At 74.4% G+C, this 17,562-nt stretch carries 18 protein-coding genes; 15 read left to right on the top strand and 3 right to left on the bottom strand.

Features of this window, described 5'->3' with window-relative positions:
• The first annotated feature begins 1 nt into the window (after position 1).
• The 8 genes from FHX39_RS11130 to FHX39_RS11095 all read left to right on the top strand — a co-directional run bounded on the left by FHX39_RS11130 (position 2) and on the right by FHX39_RS11095 (position 6,272).
• On the top strand, positions 2 to 1,072 hold the full coding sequence (locus FHX39_RS11130; RefSeq protein ID WP_332836779.1) for a quinone-dependent dihydroorotate dehydrogenase: 1,071 nt from the start codon (positions 2 to 4) through the stop codon (positions 1,070 to 1,072).
• Positions 1,069 to 1,905 (top strand): orotidine-5'-phosphate decarboxylase, encoded by an 837-nt coding sequence (gene pyrF, locus FHX39_RS11125; RefSeq protein ID WP_183338428.1) that lies wholly within the window; start codon positions 1,069 to 1,071, stop codon positions 1,903 to 1,905. Before FHX39_RS11130 ends, pyrF begins: the two co-directional genes overlap by 4 nt.
• 107 nt (positions 1,906 to 2,012) lie before the next feature.
• Entirely contained in the window at positions 2,013 to 2,369 is a 357-nt protein-coding gene (mihF, locus tag FHX39_RS11120; protein ID WP_183338426.1) for an integration host factor, actinobacterial type, read from the top strand.
• Positions 2,366 to 2,920, top strand: coding sequence for a guanylate kinase (gene gmk / locus FHX39_RS11115; protein ID WP_183338425.1), 555 nt, complete (start codon positions 2,366 to 2,368; stop codon positions 2,918 to 2,920). Before mihF ends, gmk begins: the two co-directional genes overlap by 4 nt.
• A gap of 114 nt (positions 2,921 to 3,034) precedes the next feature.
• The gene (gene rpoZ, locus FHX39_RS11110) at positions 3,035 to 3,343 is read left to right on the top strand and encodes a DNA-directed RNA polymerase subunit omega (protein ID WP_183338424.1); all 309 of its coding nucleotides are present in this window, start codon (positions 3,035 to 3,037) and stop codon (positions 3,341 to 3,343) included.
• 27 nt (positions 3,344 to 3,370) lie between these two features.
• Positions 3,371 to 4,603 (top strand): bifunctional phosphopantothenoylcysteine decarboxylase/phosphopantothenate--cysteine ligase CoaBC, encoded by a 1,233-nt coding sequence (coaBC, locus tag FHX39_RS11105; RefSeq protein ID WP_183338423.1) that lies wholly within the window; start codon positions 3,371 to 3,373, stop codon positions 4,601 to 4,603.
• A gap of 9 nt (positions 4,604 to 4,612) precedes the next feature.
• Entirely contained in the window at positions 4,613 to 5,806 is a 1,194-nt protein-coding gene (metK, locus tag FHX39_RS11100; protein ID WP_183338422.1) for a methionine adenosyltransferase, read from the top strand.
• 100 nt (positions 5,807 to 5,906) lie between these two features.
• Positions 5,907 to 6,272: an HAD family hydrolase gene (locus FHX39_RS11095; protein WP_183338421.1), complete on the top strand. Its 366-nt coding sequence runs from the start codon at positions 5,907 to 5,909 to the stop codon at positions 6,270 to 6,272.
• A 164-nt stretch (positions 6,273 to 6,436) separates the two neighbouring features.
• Here FHX39_RS11095 and FHX39_RS11090 read toward each other — a convergent pair whose 3' ends face one another.
• A complete protein-coding gene (locus FHX39_RS11090; protein WP_332836778.1) occupies positions 6,437 to 7,729 on the bottom strand; it encodes a threonine/serine exporter family protein in 1,293 nt (430 codons plus the stop codon).
• Between the two features lie 53 nt (positions 7,730 to 7,782).
• Here FHX39_RS11090 and FHX39_RS11085 point away from each other — a divergent pair, with 53 nt between their 5' ends.
• The 4 genes from FHX39_RS11085 (at position 7,783) to rpe (ending at position 13,010) form a co-directional block, all read left to right on the top strand.
• Positions 7,783 to 9,804: a primosomal protein N' family DNA-binding protein gene (locus FHX39_RS11085; RefSeq protein WP_183338420.1), complete on the top strand. Its 2,022-nt coding sequence runs from the start codon at positions 7,783 to 7,785 to the stop codon at positions 9,802 to 9,804.
• Between the two features lie 169 nt (positions 9,805 to 9,973).
• Positions 9,974 to 10,909, top strand: coding sequence for a methionyl-tRNA formyltransferase (gene fmt, locus FHX39_RS11080; RefSeq protein ID WP_183338418.1), 936 nt, complete (start codon positions 9,974 to 9,976; stop codon positions 10,907 to 10,909).
• Entirely contained in the window at positions 10,910 to 12,280 is a 1,371-nt protein-coding gene (locus tag FHX39_RS11075) for an RsmB/NOP family class I SAM-dependent RNA methyltransferase (protein WP_183338417.1), read from the top strand. It begins immediately after the preceding gene.
• A gap of 55 nt (positions 12,281 to 12,335) precedes the next feature.
• A complete protein-coding gene (gene rpe, locus FHX39_RS11070) occupies positions 12,336 to 13,010 on the top strand; it encodes a ribulose-phosphate 3-epimerase (protein ID WP_183341265.1) in 675 nt (224 codons plus the stop codon).
• Positions 13,011 to 13,029: 19 nt separating this feature from the next.
• Here rpe and FHX39_RS11065 read toward each other — a convergent pair whose 3' ends face one another.
• Positions 13,030 to 14,202: an AI-2E family transporter gene (locus FHX39_RS11065; RefSeq protein WP_183338415.1), complete on the bottom strand. Its 1,173-nt coding sequence runs from the start codon at positions 14,200 to 14,202 to the stop codon at positions 13,030 to 13,032.
• 43 nt (positions 14,203 to 14,245) lie between these two features.
• A complete protein-coding gene (locus FHX39_RS11060) occupies positions 14,246 to 15,112 on the bottom strand; it encodes a PAC2 family protein (RefSeq protein ID WP_183338413.1) in 867 nt (288 codons plus the stop codon).
• Positions 15,113 to 15,237: 125 nt separating this feature from the next.
• On the opposite strand from FHX39_RS11060, the gene FHX39_RS21160 reads away from it, so the two are divergent.
• Genes FHX39_RS21160 through FHX39_RS11045 form a run of 3 tightly spaced genes read left to right on the top strand, consistent with a single transcriptional unit; the run spans position 15,238 to position 17,373 of the window.
• Positions 15,238 to 16,719 (top strand): YhjD/YihY/BrkB family envelope integrity protein, encoded by a 1,482-nt coding sequence (locus tag FHX39_RS21160; protein ID WP_183338411.1) that lies wholly within the window; start codon positions 15,238 to 15,240, stop codon positions 16,717 to 16,719.
• The gene (locus FHX39_RS11050; RefSeq protein ID WP_183338409.1) at positions 16,716 to 17,075 is read left to right on the top strand and encodes a DUF3618 domain-containing protein; all 360 of its coding nucleotides are present in this window, start codon (positions 16,716 to 16,718) and stop codon (positions 17,073 to 17,075) included. The genes FHX39_RS21160 and FHX39_RS11050 overlap by 4 nt, the downstream gene beginning before the upstream one ends.
• Positions 17,076 to 17,100: 25 nt before the next feature.
• A complete protein-coding gene (locus FHX39_RS11045; RefSeq protein ID WP_183338407.1) occupies positions 17,101 to 17,373 on the top strand; it encodes a DUF4235 domain-containing protein in 273 nt (90 codons plus the stop codon).
• The last annotated feature ends 189 nt before the right edge of the window (positions 17,374 to 17,562 follow it).

Genomic DNA, 17,562 nt, shown 5'->3' with positions numbered 1-17,562 from the left:
CGTGCGCGGCGCGGCGCTCGGGCCGGGCTACGAGCGGGTGCTGCGGCCGGTGATGTTCCGCGCGTACGCGGGGGACCCCGAGCGCGTGCACCACACGACGCTGCGCTCGCTCGAGGTGCTGGAGCGCCGCCCGGCGGCGCTGGCGGCCCTGCGGCTACTGACTCGCGGTCCGCGGCGGCCGGTCGAGGCCTTCGGGCTGACCTTCCCCGGGGTCGTCGGGCTCGCGGCTGGCATGGACAAGGACGGGGTCGCCCCGCACGCCTGGGCCGCGCTCGGCTTCTCCCACGTGGAGCTCGGCACGGTGACCGCGTCCGCGCAGCCGGGCAACCCGCGCCCGCGGCTGTTCCGGCTGCCGGCCAGCGGGGGCCTGGTCAACCGGATGGGCTTCAACAACGCCGGGGCACCGGCCCTCGCCGCCCGGCTCGAGGCCGCCGGCGTCCGCCGGGGGGCAGCGGCGCCGGGCATCCCGGTCGGGGTGTCGCTCGGCAAGACCAAGACCACGGCGCTCGCCGACGCGGCGCAGGACTACCTCACCTCGTTCGCCGCCGTCGCCCCGCACGCCGACTACGTCGCGGTGAACGTCTCCAGCCCGAACACCCCCGGCCTGCGGACCCTCCAGGAGGCCGGGGTGCTGCGCGACCTCGTCGCGGCTCTCGTGGCGGCGGCCCGGGTGCAGGACCCGGTTCGGCCGGTCCCCGTGCTGGTCAAGGTGGCCCCGGACCTGTCCTTCGACGCCCTCGAGGACGTCCTGGGCGTCTGCCTCGAGAGCGGCGCCGCCGGCCTGGTCGCCACGAACACGACGCTCACCCGCGAGGGCCTGGCCGACTCGGACCGGTGGCGGGCGTCCGAGGCGGGCGGGCTGTCGGGGTCCCCGCTGACGGCCCGGGCCCGCGAGGTCGTCGCCTTCCTCGCCGGCCGGACCGAGCTCCCCGTGATCGGGGTCGGCGGCCTCCGGACGGCGGACGACGCCCGCGCGCTGCTCGACGCCGGCTCCCGGCTGCTGCAGGTCTACACGGGCTTCGTCTACCGCGGCCCGGCGCTGCTCCGCGAGATCGAGGAGGTCCACGCATGAGGGAGTCCTACGGGGTTCGGCTGGCCCGCGTCGTGGCCGAGCGCGGCCCGCTGTGCGTCGGCATCGACCCGCACCCGGGGGTGCTGCGCGCCTGGGGCCTGGACGCCGACGTCGCCGGCCTCGAGCGGTGCGCCCGCGGCATGGTCGAGGCCCTGGCCGGGACGGTCGCCGTGCTCAAGCCGCAGTCCGCGTTCTTCGAGGCGTACGGCTCGGCCGGCGTGGCCGTCCTCGAGCGCACGCTCGCCGACGTCGCGCAGGCCGGCGCCCTGTCCCTGCTGGACGTCAAGCGCGGCGACATCGGCTCGACCATGGACGCGTACGCCGCGGCCTACCTCACCGACGGCTCGCCGCTGGCGGCCGACGCCGTCACCCTGTCGCCGTACCTCGGCTTCGGCTCGCTCGACGGCGCGATCACCGCCGCGCAGGCCCACGGCCGGGGCGTCTACGTGCTCGCCCTGACCAGCAACCCCGAGGGTCGGCAGGTGCAGCACGCGACCGCGTCCGACGGCCGGAGCGTCGGGCAGGTCGTCGTCGACGAGGCCGCCCGTCGCAACGCCGGCCCGGGACCGGGCGACGTGGGTGTCGTCGTCGGCGCGACCATCGGGCGTACGGGCACCCGCTTCGATGCGCTGAACGGCTCGATCCTCGCGCCCGGGCTGGGTGCGCAGGGCGCGACGGCCGGCGACCTGACGGACGTCTTCGGCGCCGCGCTGCCCCTCGTGCTGCCCACGACGAGCCGTGAGGTGATGGGGGCCGGACCCGACCCGGACCGGCTGCGCGACGCGGCCGCCGCCGTGGTGGCGTCGGTCACCGGCGTGCTCGGCCCGCGTTGAGGCCGGTCGCCGGAGCGGTGCGCGGGCTGAGATAGGTTCTGATCCGCTGGGCCGCAGGCGCGCGCCCGCAGACCGTGGTGAGCCCGACGAGGACGTGAAGGACGCTGGTGAGCATCCCCCCGCTGAGCGACGAGCAGCGCCAGCAGGCGCGGCACGCGGCCACCGAGGCCCGCCGCCGCCGAGCCGAGGCGAAGCAGGCGCTGCGTACCGGCGAGCAGACCCTCGCGCAGGTCCTCGCCGCCGCCGAGCAGGACGACGTCATCGCCCACACCAAGGTCGTCGACGTCCTGAAGGCTCTCCCGCGCGTGGGCGCCGTCCGCGCCGCCAAGGTCATGGAACGTCTCGAGATCGCGCCGAACCGCCGGCTCCGCGGGCTGGGCAAGCACCAGACGGCCGCCCTGGTCAGCGAGTTCGCCCGCTCCGACGCGCCCGCTTCAACAGCCGTCCCGCCGGCTGCCGAGTGAGCCGCGCCGACCTGACCGTCCTGTCCGGCCCGACCGCCGTCGGCAAGGGCACGGTCACCGCGGCGCTCGCCGCGCAGCACCCCGAGATCTTCGTGTCCGTGTCGGCGACGACCCGGGCGCCGCGCCCCGGTGAGGTCGACGGGAAGCACTACCTCTTCGTCTCCGACGCCGAGTTCGACAGGATGGTCGCGCAGCACCTGCTGCTCGAGTGGGCGGTCGTGCACGGCACCCACCGCTACGGCACCCCGCGCGCGCCGGTCGTCGCGGCGACCGAGGCGGGCCGGCCGGCGCTGCTGGAGATCGACCTGCAGGGTGCCCGCCAGGTCCGGCCGTCGTGGCCCGAGGCCCGGTTCGTCTTCCTCGCCCCGCCCAGCTGGGAGGAGCTCCAGCGTCGTCTGGTCGGCCGCGGCACCGAGACGGCCGCCCAGCGCGAGCGGCGGCTGCAGACCGCCCAGGCCGAGATGGACGCGGTGTCGGAGTTCGACGCGACGGTGGTCAACGTGAGCGTCGAGCAGGCGGTCGCGGACTTGGTAGAGTTGATAGGTCTGTGAACGAGCAGACGCTCAGCAGGCAGCACGACTGATCTCCGGCCGGAGCCGGTCCTCACGAGGGACGGACTTCTTCACGGGACGGCGCAGCCTGCGCAACCGACGAGAAGGACTCCTGTGCCCCAGAACACGTCAGCCGCCGAAGGCATCACCAACCCCCCGATCGACGAGCTCCTGACGCAGTCGGACAGCAAGTACCGCCTCGTCCTGTTCGCCGCCAAGCGTGCGCGTCAGATCAACGCCTACTACTCCCAGCTCGGCGAGGGCCTGCTCGACCACGTCGGTCCGCTGGTCGAGACCGCCGTCCAGGAGAAGCCGCTCTCGATCGCGCTGCGCGAGCTCAACGAGGGCAAGCTCCGCGCCATCGACATCGACCCGGACGCCGAGGCCGAGCCGACCGCGACCGACCCCTTCGCCTCCGCCTGATCTACCGACCCGTCTGAGCCCGCGCCCATGAAGGTGGTCCTCGGGGTCGCGGGCGGCATCGCGGCCTACAAGGCCTGCGAGCTGCTCCGCCGGCTGCGCGACGACGGTCACGACGTGACCGTCGTCCCCACCGAGGCGGCGCTCACCTTCGTCGGCCGGGCGACCTGGGAGGCCCTCTCGGGCCGCCCGGTCAGCACAGAGGTCTGGACCGACGCGTACGAGGTCCCGCACGTCCGTCTCGGACGTGAGGCCGACCTCGTCCTCGTCGCCCCGGCGACCGCCGACCTGCTCGCCCGGGCCGCGTCCGGCCGGGCCGACGACCTGCTCACCAACGTCCTGCTCACCGCGACCTGCCCGGTCGTGCTGGCGCCGGCCATGCACACCGAGATGTGGCTGCACGCGGCCACCCGCGCGAACGTCGCCACGTTGCGCTCGCGCGGCACGGTCGTCGTCGACCCCGCCGTCGGTCGTCTGACCGGCGCCGACTCGGGTCCGGGCCGCCTGCCGGAGCCGGCCGAGATCCTGGCTGTCGCCCGCACGGTCCTCGCCGCCCCCGACCTCGTGCCCGCGCTCGCCGCGCAGGACCTCGCCGGCCTGCGCGTCGCGGTCAGCGTCGGTGGCACCCGCGAGCACCTCGACCCGGTGCGGTTCCTGGGCAACTCGTCGTCGGGGCGGATGGGCTGGGCCCTCGCCCGGGCCGCCCGCCTGCGCGGCGCCTCCGTGCACGCCGTGGTCGCGCACACCGAGGTCGACGGACCGTCGGGGATCGAGGTCGAGCGAGTCGGCAGCACCGCCGAGCTCGGCGCCGCGATGCGCCGGGCGTCCCGCGACGCCGACGTCGTCGTCATGGCGGCAGCACCCGCCGACTTCACTCCGGCCACGGCCAGCGACGTGAAGATCAAGAAGACCGGGGACGCCGGCACCACGCTCACCCTCGTGCAGACGCCCGACGTGCTGCGCAGCCTCGTCGAGGCGCGCGAGGACCCTCGCCAGGTCGTGGTCGGCTTCGCGGCCGAGACGGCGGCCGACCAGGCCGCCCTGGTGGAGCTGGGCCGGGGCAAGCTCGCCCGCAAGGGCTGCGACCTGCTCGTGCTCAACGCCGTCGGGCGCGACCTCGTCTTCGGCAGCCCGGACAACGAGATCACGCTGCTCGCCTGCGACGGGGGCGCGACCACCGTCGACGGCCCGTACGCCGGCACGAAGGACGTGCTGGCTCACCGGATCCTGGACGCGGCGGTTGCGGCACCCCGCCGTGGGTAACGTGTCGGGGTGACCGGCCGACTCTTCACCTCGGAGTCCGTGACCGAGGGCCACCCGGACAAGATCGCCGACCAGATCAGCGACTCCGTCCTCGACGCCATCCTCGCGGAGGACCCCCACGGCCGGATCGCGGTCGAGACGCTCGTGACCACCGGGCTCGTCGTCGTGGCGGGCGAGGTGACCACGAACGCGTACGTGGAGATCCCCTCGATCGTGCGGTCCCGCATCCTCGAGATCGGCTACGACTCCTCGACCAAGGGCTTCGACGGCGCCTCGTGCGGCGTCCAGGTCGCGATCGGGCAGCAGTCGCCCGACATCGCAGGGGGCGTGGACTCGTCCCTCGAGGCCCGGTCGGGTCAGTCGGTCGACCTGCTCGACGCGCAGGGGGCCGGCGACCAGGGCCTGATGTTCGGGTACGCGTCCGACGAGACGCCCAACCTGATGCCGCTGCCGATCGACCTGGCCCACCGCCTCGCCGAGCAGCTCTCGGCCGTGCGCAAGGACGGCCGCATCCCGTACCTGCGCCCCGACGGCAAGACCCAGGTGACCGTCGAGTACGACGGCGACCGACCGGTCCGCGTCGACACCGTCGTCCTGTCCAGCCAGCACGCGGCCGACATCGACCTCGACGCCCTGCTCACCCCCGACGTGCGCAAGCACGTCGTCGACCCCGTGCTCGAGCGCTTCGAGATCGACAGCCGCGGCTACCGCCTGCTCGTCAACCCCACCGGGCGGTTCGAGGTGGGCGGGCCGATGGGCGACGCAGGCCTCACCGGCCGCAAGATCATCGTCGACACGTACGGCGGCATGGCCCGCCACGGCGGAGGCGCGTTCTCGGGCAAGGACCCGTCGAAGGTCGACCGTTCCGCGGCGTACGCGATGCGCTGGGTGGCCAAGAACGTTGTCGCCGCCGGCCTCGCCCACCGCTGCGAGGTGCAGGTCGCGTACGCGATCGGGCGCGCGCACCCGGTCGGCTTCTACGTCGAGACGTTCGGCACCGAGGAGGTCCCGGTGGCGCAGATCCAGGATGCGGTGCTCTCGGTCTTCGACCTGCGGCCCGCCGCGATCATCGCCGACCTCGACCTGCTGCGCCCCGTCTACGCACCCACCGCGGCGTACGGGCACTTCGGCCGCGACCTCCCGGGCATGACCTGGGAGCGCACCGACCGCGCCGACGCCCTGGCCGCCGCCGTCCGCGGCTGAGCCGTGGGGGGCCGACCCCCCACACCCCCGCGTGGGTTCCACTCGCTGGCGCTGGCGGAAGCCCCCGCTCGCGAGGACCGATCGCTCCTAGGGTGACGGCGTGATCGTCGGCTTCGACTACTGGAACGTCCTCAGCCACTACCCGCGGCAGGTCGCGCACCTGATGGCGATCCACGAGGCGGCGGGCGACGAGGTGCACGTGATCTCGGCGATCGGCCGGGGCCGGATCGGCACCGTCGAGGCAGAGGTCCGCGAGGTCACCGACGTACCGGTCGTGCACGAGGTCGTCTTCTCCCACACCCGCGAGTCGCCCGAGCTCAAGCTCGCGAAGTGCGTCGAGCTCGGCATCGAGATCTTCTACGACGACCGCGAGGACGTGTGCCGCCTGCTGTCGGAGAACGGCATCCTCGCGCTCCGCGTCCCGCGCGGCGGCCAGGCCGGCGACGAGGCGGCCGAGCGGGTCTGAGGCGGCACACCTTCCTCTCCCCGGCACACCCTGTTCGCCTCGGCGCACCCTGCAGGGTGTGCCGTCGGGAGCAGGGTGTGCCCGGGTGACCAAGGTGTGCCTGAGCGAGCCGGCTGTGCTGAGCTGGGGTCGACACGGGTGGGAGTCTTGCCGGGCGTACGCCGCTAGTGGCTCGTGTCGGAGGTGTCGACGGGCTCGCGGTGGTCGAGCTGGAGCTGCCCGTGCGGCCGCCGGCGCCGGGCCCGCCGGAGCGCGCCACGGGCCGACTGGGCGATCGCCGTGCCGACGAGCAGGCCGAGGGCGAGGGCGCTGACGACGGTGACCACGCCGACGACGGTCGCGGTCGCGCCGCCCGGGTCGAGGGCGAGCTGCGTGGCCGACAGCACACCGAGGCTGCCGGGCACGAGGAGCCAGAAGGACGGCAGGAAGACGACGAGCCGGGGGAGGTCCGGCACGAAGGCCTCCACGAGGTACGACCCGGTGCTGGCGGCGACCGCCCCGAGGAAGCTCCCGAGCACGGGCCCGGAGTAGTGCTGGCCGAGCGCCTGGGCGCCGAAGGCGAGCACGAGGACCAGCAGGATCCAGGGCAGCAGGCGTACGGGCGGCGACTCCAGCAGGCCGATGCCGAGGCAGATCAGGACGAGCCCGACGGGCGCGGCCCACCAGCCCAGCTCGGCGACGCGGACGTTCCGCAGGGCCTCGGCCGGCAGGTCGAAGAGCCGGCTCGCGCTGACGACGCCGAGGGTGAAGAGCAGCACCTGGACGAGGCCGAAGGTGAGGCGCGACGAACCGGCGATCATGTCCCCGGCGGCCAGCTCGGACATCGCCGTGACGATCAGGGCGCCGGGCAGCAGGACCGCCAGCGGGGGCAGCAGCGTCCGCAGCGGTCCCTCGACGAGGCCGAGGTCCGCGGCGGCGAAGACGAGGCAGGCCACGACGAACGCGGCCACCACCGGCAGCAGGGTCGACAGCAGCCGGAAGCGCTGCGCCAGGCGGAAGAGCCCGACGACCACGACCGAGGCGACGCCCGCGAGGGCCACGTTCCGCCAGCCGGGCTGAAGGATCAGGGCGATGCCGACGGCGGTGGACACCCAGCCCAGGTTCGCCAGCCAGACGGGGTAGCGCGGCGGCTGGCTCCGCAGCGCGAGCAGGAGCCCGAGCGCGGTCGGACCGTCCACCCCGCCGCGCAGCAGGTCGCGCCGGATCCCACGGACCTGGGCCGACTGGTCCAGGCGGAGCGAACCGGTGACGCCCTCGTACGTGGCGGGTGCACCGCTCGCCAGCGCGAGCGTGACGCCGGTGGGCCCGGCCGCGATCTGGGCGTCGGGGTGGCCGAGCGCGAGGGCGACCTCGGCCAGCTCGTCCTCGACCTCGTTGATCGGCTGGCCGGTCGCCACCATCGCCGTGCCGAGGTGCACGAGCAGCGTCCGGACCTCCTGCGCCGCCCGCTCGTCCACAGGCCCACCCTCTCATCGCCCGGAACGTCGGACCGGTCTGCCTAGGATCACCTGTGCCCGCGCCCGACCCAGCCCCCGAGACGCCACCGGCGCTGCCGGTGGCGCGGGTCGCGGTCGACGTGCCGCTGGCCCACCTCGACCGGCTCTTCGACTACCGCGTCACCGCCGATCAGGACGAGGCAGCGGTCGCCGGGTCCCGGGTCCGGGTGCGCTTCGCCGGACGCCTGCGCGACGGGTTCGTGCTCGAGCGGGTCGCCGTCTCCGACACCGACCGGACGCTCGCCCCGCTGCACAAGGTCGTGTCCGCCGAGCCCGTCCTCACCCCGGCGGGCGCCGCACTCGTCCGCGGGGTGGCGGACCACTACGCGGGGACGTTCGCCGACGTCGTCCGGCTGGCGGTCCCGCCCCGGCACGCCGCGTCGGAGAAGGCGGCGGCGCTCAAGCCCGACGCCGACGAGCCGCCCTGGCCCGAGCCCGTACCCGGACCGCTGGGGGCCTACCGCGACGGGGCGGCGTACGCGACCGCGCTGCGGGCTGGACGCTCGCCGCGGGCGCTGTGGCAGGTCACCCCGAGCGCGGCGCCCGAGGCCGACTGGGCCGCGGGCTTCGCCGAGGCCGCCCGGGCCTGCGTCGAGGGTGGCCGCAGCGCGGTGCTGCTCGCGCCCGACCAGCGCGACGTCGCCCGGCTCGAGGCCGCCTGCGTCGCGGTGCTCGGACGGGCTCGGGTGGTGGCGCTGGTCGCGGAGACCGGTCCGGCCGCCCGGTACCGCGCGTTCCTGGCCGCCCTGCACGGCCGGGCCCGCGTCGTGGTGGGCAACCGCGCCGCGGCGTACGCCCCGGTCCGCGACCTCGGCCTCGTCGCGCTGTGGGACGACGGCGACGACCTGTGGGCCGAGCCCCGCGCGCCCTACCCCCACACCCGCGAGGTGCTGGCGGTCCGGGCGGCGCAGAGCGGTGCGGCGGCGCTCTTCGCCTCGTACGCGCGCACGGCCGAGCTCCAGGCCTACCTCGAGCGGGGGTGGTTACGCCCGATCGCGCAGGACCGGGTCGCCGTGCGCCACGCCGCGCCGCGGGTGCGGGTGAACGGGGACGACGACCGCGCGCTGGCCCGCGACCCCGCGGCCCGGGCCGCCCGGCTGCCGCACGAGGTCTTCGAGCTGGTCCGGGCCGCGCTGCCCGCCGGACCCGTCCTGGTCCAGGTGCCGCGGGCCGGCGGGCGGCTGGCGCTGGTCTGCCAGGACTGCCGCGAGCCCGTGCGCTGCCGCTTCTGCCAGGGCCCGACCACGCTCGGCTCCGGGCTGGGCCACGAGCAGCTGACGTGCCGCTGGTGCGGGCGGCCCCAGGTCGACTGGGAGTGCCCGATCTGCGGCGGGCGGCACGTGCGCTCGCCCGTCGTCGGCGCCTCCCGCACGGCGGCCGAGCTCGGCCGGGCCTTCCCCGGCGTCGTCGTGCTGCAGTCCAACGGCGAGGCGCGCCTCGAGGACTTGCCCGCCACCGGGGCCATCGTCGTCACCACGCCGGGTGCCGAGCCCCCCGCGCAGGGCGGCTACGCCGCGGCGATCCTGCTCGACACGGCGCTGCTGCTCCTGCGGCCCGACCTGCGGGCGTCGGAGGAGGCGCTGCGGCGCTGGTTCGCCGTCGTCGCGCTGGTCCGCGGCGGCGCCGACGGCGGGTCCGTCTTGGCCGTGGGGGACAGCACCGGCCGCGCGCTGCAGGCGCTCGTCCGGGTCGACCCGGCCGGGTTCGCGGTCCGCGAGCTCGCCGACCGCGCCGACGCGCACTTCCCGCCGGCGGCGAAGGTCGTGACCATCGACGGGTCGGCGCCGGTGCTGCAGGAGTACGTCGGCCTCGTCCACACCCCGACCGGCACCGAGACGCTCGGCCCGGTCCCGCTCCCGGCGCGCGAGCAGCTGCCCGGCAGCGACGGCGAACCGCTGCTCCGCCTCACCCTCCGCGCCCCCGTCCGCGAGGGGAACGCGCTCGTCCGTGCGGCCAAGGAGGTCGCCGGCGTCCGCAGCGCGCGCAAGAGCGAGGGCGCCGTCCGCGTCCGCGTCGACCCGATCACGCTGGGCTAGACCCGAAGCCGCAAAGCCGCGTACCCCGGGCACAGCCGCGTACCTCGCACTCAGCCGCGCAAGCTGGGGCCTCGGCGGGTGAGTGGACGGTGCGCGGCTGTTCGCCAGGCGCGACCGGGGGCCGTCTCGCGGGCAGGGTGGCGCGACACCCGCTCGGTAGAGTTCAGAGGTGCGCATCGTCTTCTGCGGGACCCCGGAGGTCGCGGTGCCGGCTCTCGACGCCCTCGTGGCCTCCGACCACGAGGTGGTCGCGGTCGTCACGCGCCCGGACGCGCCGAGCGGGCGGGGCAAGCGGCTGACCGCCAGCCCCGTCGCCCTTCGGGCGGAAGAGCTCGAGCTCGAGGTGCTCAAGCCGCAGCGCCCGCGCGACGAGGACTTCGTCGCCCGGCTCACCGAGATCGCGCCCGACTGCTGCCCGGTCGTCGCGTACGGGGCCCTGCTCCCGCAGCGCGTGCTCGACATCCCGCGGCACGGCTTCGTGAACCTGCACTTCTCCGTCCTGCCGCGCTGGCGCGGGGCCGCCCCGGTCCAGCACGCGGTGCTGGCCGGCGACACCGAGACGGGCGCGACGACCTTCCGGCTCGTGCTCGAGATGGACGCGGGTCCCACGTACGGGGTGATCACCGAGCCGATCGGGCCCGCCGACACGTCCGGCGACCTGCTCACCCGCCTCTCGTACGCCGGCAGCGCGCTGCTGGTCGAGACCCTCGACGCCGTCGAGGCCGGGGTCGAGCCGGTCGTGCAGCCGGCTGAGGGCGTGACGCTGGCGCCCAAGATCAGCGTCGAGCACGCCAGGATCGACTGGACCCGGTCCGCCGACGAGATCGACCGGCTGGTCCGGGGCTGCCAGCCCAACCCGGGCGCGTGGACGACGTTCCGCGGCGAACGGTTCAAGATCAGCTCCGCGGCCCCCGACCCTGCGCCCGAGGGGGTCGCCGTCCCCGCTCCCGGCGTGCTGCTCGTGGGTCGGCGCGACGTCCACGTCGGCACGGCTGCCGGGCTGCTCCGGCTCGGCCAGGTGCAGGCGCAGGGCAAGCGGCCGATGGACGCCGCGGACTGGGCCCGTGGCCTCGGTGGCGCCGTCGACCTCCGGCTCGGCGACTGAGTGCCGACCCGCTCGCCGGACCGCTCCCGCCGGGTCGCCTTCGACGCGCTGCGCCTGGTGACGGGCGCGGACGCGTACGCCAACCTCGTCCTGCCCGGGATGCTGGCCGACCGGGGGATCACCGGGCGTGACGCCGGCTTCGCCACCGAGCTGCTGAACGGCACCTGCCGCTGGCTCGGCACCTACGACGCGATCCTCGCGGCCGCCTCCGGCCGGGCGCTCTCGACGCTGCAGCCCGCGGTCGTCGACCTGCTGCGGCTCGGGGCCCACCAGGTCCTCGGCATGCGCGTCGGCACGCACGCGGCGGTGAGCGAGACCGTCGACCTCGCCGCCGCGACCGTGGGCCGCCGGGTGACCGGCCTGGTCAACGCGGTCCTGCGCAAGGTGGCCGCGCACGACCGCGAGACGTGGGTCGAGCGGCTCGGCGCCGAACTCGACGCCGGCGACCGGCTCGCGCTGGAGCACGCCCACCCTCGCTGGGTCGTCGACGCCTACGCCGACCTGCTGCCGGCCGACGAGCTCGTCCCCGCGCTGGCCGCGGACAACGTCAGTCCGGAGGTCTCGCTCGTCGTGCGGCCGGGCCTGGTCGAGGTGGCCGAGCTCGCCGCCGAGGCCGGGGGAGCCGAGCGGGCGCGCTGGTCTCCGTACGCGGTCCGCGGCCCGGGCGGCAACCCGGCCGACCTCCCGCTGGTCCGCACGGGTCGGGCGGGCGTGCAGGACGAGGGCTCGCAGCTCGTGGCCTGGGGCGCGACCCGGCCGCCGGCGGCCCCGGGCTGGTGGCTCGACCTCTCCGCCGGCCCCGGCGGCAAGACCGCGCTGCTCACCGGGCTCGCGGTCGCCGACGGCAGCCGCGTGCTGGCCGGCGAGCTCGCGCCGCACCGCGCCGCGCTGGTCGCCTCCGCGGTCCGGGCGTACCCGCTCGACGAGCGGCCCGTCGTGGTCGTCACCGACGCGACGCGCCCGCCCTGGCGTCCCGGGGTGTTCACGCGCGTGCTGGCCGACGTCCCGTGCACCGGCCTGGGCGCGCTGCGCCGCCGGCCCGAGGCCCGCTGGCGGCGGCAGCCGGCCGACGTCGAGGCCCTGCACCCGCTGCAGCTCGCCCTGCTCTCCTCAGCCCTGGACGCCGCGGCGCCGGGCGGGCTGGTCGCGTACGTCACCTGCTCGCCCCATCGGCGCGAGACCGCGGACGTGGTCCACGAGACGCTGGCGGGCCGGGACGACGTCGACGTGGTCCCCTTCGCCGACGTGCTTCCCGAGCTCGCGGGCGACCAGGTCGGGGCGGCGGCGTCGACCGACGGCGACTTCCTGCAGCTGTGGCCCCACCGTCACGGCACGGACGCGATGTTCGCGGCGTACCTGCGCCGCCGCTGACCGCACGCCTCAGCCCGATCGCTAAGGTCGAGCCGTGCCCAGACCGACCCGCGTCATGCCCAGCCTCCTGTCGGCCGACTTCGCCAACCTGCAGCGCGACATCGAGCGGATCCCGAGCGCCGACGCCCTGCACGTGGACGTCATGGACAACCACTTCGTGCCCAACCTGACCCTCGGGCTGCCCGTCGTCGAGGCGATCCGCGCGGTCACGCCGACGATGCTCGACCTCCACCTGATGATCGAGGACCCCGACCGCTGGGCCCCGGCCTACGCCGAGGCCGGGGCCGAGTCGGTGACGTTCCACGCCGAGGCGGCGGCAGCACCCGTACGCCTCTCCCGCGAGCTGCGCGCCCGGGGCGCCCGGGCCGGTCTCGCCCTGCGCCCGGCCACGCCGGTCGAGCCGTACGCGGACCTGCTCGACGAGGTCGACATGCTGCTGCTGATGACGGTGGAGCCGGGCTTCGGCGGGCAGAAGTTCCTCGACCTGTGCCTGCCGAAGATCCGACGCGCCCGCGCCCTGATCGGCGCCCACGGCGGCGACATCTGGCTCCAGGTCGACGGCGGCGTCTCGCTCGAGACCGTGGAGCGGTGCGTCGAGGCCGGCGCGGACGCCCTGGTCGCCGGATCGGCCGTGTTCGGGGCCGACGACCCCGACGCGATGGTCGCCCGGCTCCGCGCCCTGGGCGACGCGGCGCAGGACGACGAGTCCGGGGACGACCCCGCGCGCTAGGCGCGGGGCCGCCCGCACCCTAGGCCTTGGCGGGCTGCTGCTCGGCCGGCTTCGCCGGCCCGCCGCGAGGGGCGCGTGGCTTCTTCGGCTGGTCCTTCCCCGGCGAGCTGCTGATCAGCGCGCTGACCCAGCCGGCGGGCTGGGAGTTGTCGAGCAGCGTCGACTTGAGGAAGAGCGTCGCCGGGATGGCGAGCAGCGCGCCCAGCGGGCCGAGCACGAACGCCCAGAAGATCAGCGAGATGAAGGCGACGGTGCCGGAGATGCCCACCGCGTCGCCGGTGAACCGCGGCTGGATGATCGTCTGCACGATGACGTTCAGCGCGGCGTAGACCGCGACCACGGCGATGGCGCTGCCGACCCCGCCGTCGAGCAGGGCGATCAGCGCGGGCGGGATGACCCCGATGACGAAGCCGATGTTGGGGATGTAGTTGGTGACGAAGGCCAGCACGCCCCAGGTGAAGGCCAGCGGCACCCCGATGATGAAGAGCCCGATCGTGTCGAGCACGGCGACGGCGAGACCGAAGACGGTCGTGACGATCCAGTACTTGCGCACGCGCACACCGAAGTTCTGCAGCCCGACGGCGATGTGCGGCCGCGTGCGGGAGATGATGTCGAGCCGCTGACCGATGTCGGCCTGGTCGAAGGCCATGAAGATCACGACCGCGACGATCAGCACGAGCAGCGAGCCGAAGCCGGTGATCCCGCTCAGGAGCGTCTGCGCCGGCGCGGCCAGGCTGCTGAGCTGGAACGAGCTGGCCAGCTGCTGGATCTGCTCCTGGCCGTAGCCGAGCCGGTTCGCCAGGGCGAGCAGCGACTGGAAGATCCGGTTGAAGGCGTTCGCGTAGTCCGGCAGCTTCTCCACCAGCTTGAAGATCGACCACACGACCGAGCCGAGGATCACGAGCAGCAGCAGGTAGATCGCCAGCAGGCTGACCAGGCTGGCCAGGGCGGAGGGCCACCGGTGCTTGATCAGGAACCGGCGCAGGGGCGCGACGGTGATCACCAGGGTCAGGACCAGGAAGACCGGCCCGACGATGTTCGCGGTGCTCTTCAGCCCGACGCCGATGATCACGAGCGCGGCGACGAGCAGCAGCCCGAAGAACGGCGGGCCCTGCGGCTGGCCGGCGATCGGGGGTGTGTCCGGTTCGGCCTGGGCCGGGGTTCTGTCCTGGACGGGGGTCTTCCGGGGCATGGTGCTCCTCGTGGTGGGGGCGCCGCTCGCCTCGGCGAGCGGGCTAGTTGCCCCTGCGGCGGCGCAGGTAGCGCTCGAACTCGGCGGCGATGGCGTCGCCGCTGGCCTCGGGCAGCTCGGTGGCGTCCTGCTGCTCCTCGAGGGTGGACACGTACTCCGCGACCTCCGTGTCGTCCGCGGCCAGCTCGTCGACGCCGCGCTCCCAGGCCCGGGAGAGCTCGGGGAGGTCGCCCTGGTCCAGGGCGGTGTCGACCAGCTCCTCGAGCGACGACAGCAGCGCCAGCGTCGCCTTCGGGCAGGGCGGGTGGGAGACGTAGTGCGGGACCGCGGCCCAGAGCGAGAGCACCTCGAGGCCGCCGCGGGTCAGGGTGTCGGCGAGGACGCCGACGATGCCGGTCGGTCCCTCGTACGTCGACGGCGCGAGCCCGAGCGTGGTCATCAGCTCGCGGTCGTACGTCGACGTCGACACCGGGATCGGCCGGGTGTGCGGGGTGTCCGCGAGCAGCGCGCCGAGCACGTGCACGCGCCGGGCGTTCGCCGACTGCAGCGCCGAGGCGATGGTCGTCGTGAACTGGCGCCAGCGCAGGTTGGGCTCGAGACCCTGGACCAGCACGAGGTCACGCCCGCCGGCGAGCTTGCCGACGCGGATCTCGGTGGTGGGCCAGGTGAGGACGCGCTCGTCCTCGTCGGTGAGGCTGACCATCGGGCGGTTGACCTGGTAGTCGTAGAAGTCGTCCGGGTCGAGCGCGAAGGCGAGCTCGGCGCCGTACGCCTCGCCCAGGTGGTCGACCACGCCGGTGGCGGCGTTGCCCGCGTCGTTCCAGCCGCCGAAGGCGACGACGACCACCGGGTCGTGCAGGTCGCGGAGGTCTCGGCCGGGACCCTCGAACCCGCCGGTGGCGTTCGGCATGGGCTCACTGTAGCCACCGCCCGGCGCGCCGTAGGGTGAGCGAACCGGGTCGAGACGATGATGTTTACGCCGTAAGGGTGGGTAAGCCCCCCTGCGAACGAGCCCCACCACTCAGGAAGAACCACATGGCAGCCCCATCGACCGCCGAGACCGACCGCGTGCCCGGCGAACAGGCCGAGAAGCCCCAGGAGATCCCCGCCCAGGGGTGGCTCCAGATCGTCAAGCGCGGCTGGGCCGAGGCCAAGACCGACAACGTGCCGCTCATGGCGGCCGGGATGGCGTACTACGCCTTCCTCGCGATCTTCCCCGCGATCATCGCGGCCGTCCTGCTCTTCAGCTTCTTCGCCGACCCGGGGACGATCACGACCCAGCTCGACGCGCTCGGTTCGGCGATCCCGAGCGACATCAAGGACATCATCACCGCCCAGATCGCGACCGCGTCGGGCAACGGCAAGGTCGGGATCGGCGCCGTCGTCGCCATCCTGCTGGCCCTGTTCAGCGCGTCCGGCGGCATGGGGAACCTCATGACCGCGGTCAACCTCTGCTACGACGAGGAGGAGACCCGCGGCCTGGTCAAGAAGCGCCTGGTCGCCCTGGCGCTGACCCTCGGCGCCATCGTCTTCTTCCTGGTCGTCGTCGGCCTCGTCGCCGTGCTGCCGATCGTGCTCGGCTTCCTCGGGACCAGCACGCTCGTCACGGTCGGCATCCAGGTCGTCCGGTGGGTGCTGATCGTCGTCGTGATCAGTGCGGCGCTCGCCGTCCTCTACCGCGTCGCGCCCGACCGGGACGCGCCCAAGCTGCGCTGGGTCTCGGTCGGCGCCGCCATCGCGACGCTGCTCTGGATCGTCGCCTCGGTCGGCTTCTCGGTGTACGTCTCGCTCGCCGCGAACTACGCCAAGACGTACGGGACCATCGCCGGCATCGTCATCCTGCTGCTCTGGCTCTTCATCACCGCGTACGCGATCCTGCTGGGCGCGGAGATCAACGCCGAGTCCGAGCAGCAGACGATCAAGGACACGACCAAGGGCGCCGCGATGCCCATCGGCGACCGCAACGCCGTCAAGGCCGACTCGGTGCCCGAGGGCGGGTCCGACCACGCTTCCGACTCCTCCTCCGGCTCCGGCAGGACCAGCACCACCGCGACCACGAACCGCTCCAGCAAGGACAGCGCCATGACCGAGAACACCCCGTCCACCACCACGCCGGTGGCGCACGTCGACCCGGCCGACGCCTCCGTCGGCGACCTCATCCGCAACATGTCCGCCGACCTCAGCACCCTGGTCCGCGACGAGATCCGCCTCGCCCAGGCCGAGGTCGGCGAGAAGGCCAAGAAGGCCGGCATCGGGATCGGCGCCTTCGGTGGCGCCGGGGTCGTCGCCCTGTACGGGCTGGGCGTCCTGATCTCGGCCGCGGTGCTGGCGCTCGCCGGCCCGCTGCCGAACTGGTTGGCCGCGCTGATCGTCGCCGTGGTTCTCTTCATCGTCGCCGGGATCGCCGCGCTCGTCGGCAAGAAGAAGCTGAGCCAGGCGGCGCCCCCCGTTCCCACCCAGGCCATCGCGAGCGTCAAGACCGACGTGGCCGAGATCAAGGAGTCGATCAAGCGATGAGCGACAGCACCCCCAGCACGGACGAGAAGCAGCCGGCCGAGAAGCAGACGGCCGACGAGATCCAGGCCAACATCGAGGCCACCCGCGACCGCCTGGCCGCCAACGTCGACGCGCTGAGCGAGAAGCTCGACGTGAAGGCGCACGCCCAGGAGGCCGTGCACGACGCGGGCGCGAAGGTCCAGGACGCCGTCGCCGACGCGCGCGAGTCGGTGGCCTCGGCCGCCGGTTCGGCCGCGGCGCAGTCCCGTACGCTCGTGGACAAGTTCAGGGCGCTCCCGCTGGCCGCCCAGGCCGCCATCGGCGCCGGGGCAGCGGCGCTGGTCGTCACGTTGATCGTCCGTAGCGCTCGCTCGTGAGCCGGACGAAGAAGGAGGCACGTACATGGTGAACGCAGCACGGCTGGCCTACCGCCCCGTGGGGCTCATCTCCGGCCTCGCGGCCGGCGCGGTGGCCGGCGCGATCTTCAAGCAGGTCTGGAAGCGCGTCGCCCGTCAGGACGACGCCCCCGACGCCCTGCAGGCCGAGTACACCCTGGCCCGCGTGGTCATCGCGGCGACCATCCAGGGCGCGATCTTCGCGGCCGTCAAGGCGCTCGTCGACCGCCTCGGCGCCCAGGGGTTCCAGAAGCTGACGGGGGAGTGGCCGGGGGACTAGCAGCTCCTCGTCGTGCTCGGGTCCGGCCCGGCTTTGCTGCCGGCTGGCCCGCGTACGGCGGCGCTTCGCAACCATCCGCCCGGGATGGCCTTCGGGCCTCCCGGGCTTTGGCGTCCCGGGCTCCCGCCAGACCCACCCAGGCTCAGCGCCGCCGTACGCGGGCCAGCCTTCAGGGTGCGGGGCGGCCCG

It is taken from the genome of Microlunatus antarcticus (genome assembly GCF_014193425.1).
Classification (GTDB): Bacteria; Actinomycetota; Actinomycetes; order Propionibacteriales; family Propionibacteriaceae; genus Microlunatus; species Microlunatus antarcticus.
Note: the sequence above shows the minus strand (reverse complement) of the source record. Positions and strands in the feature narration are given on the sequence as shown.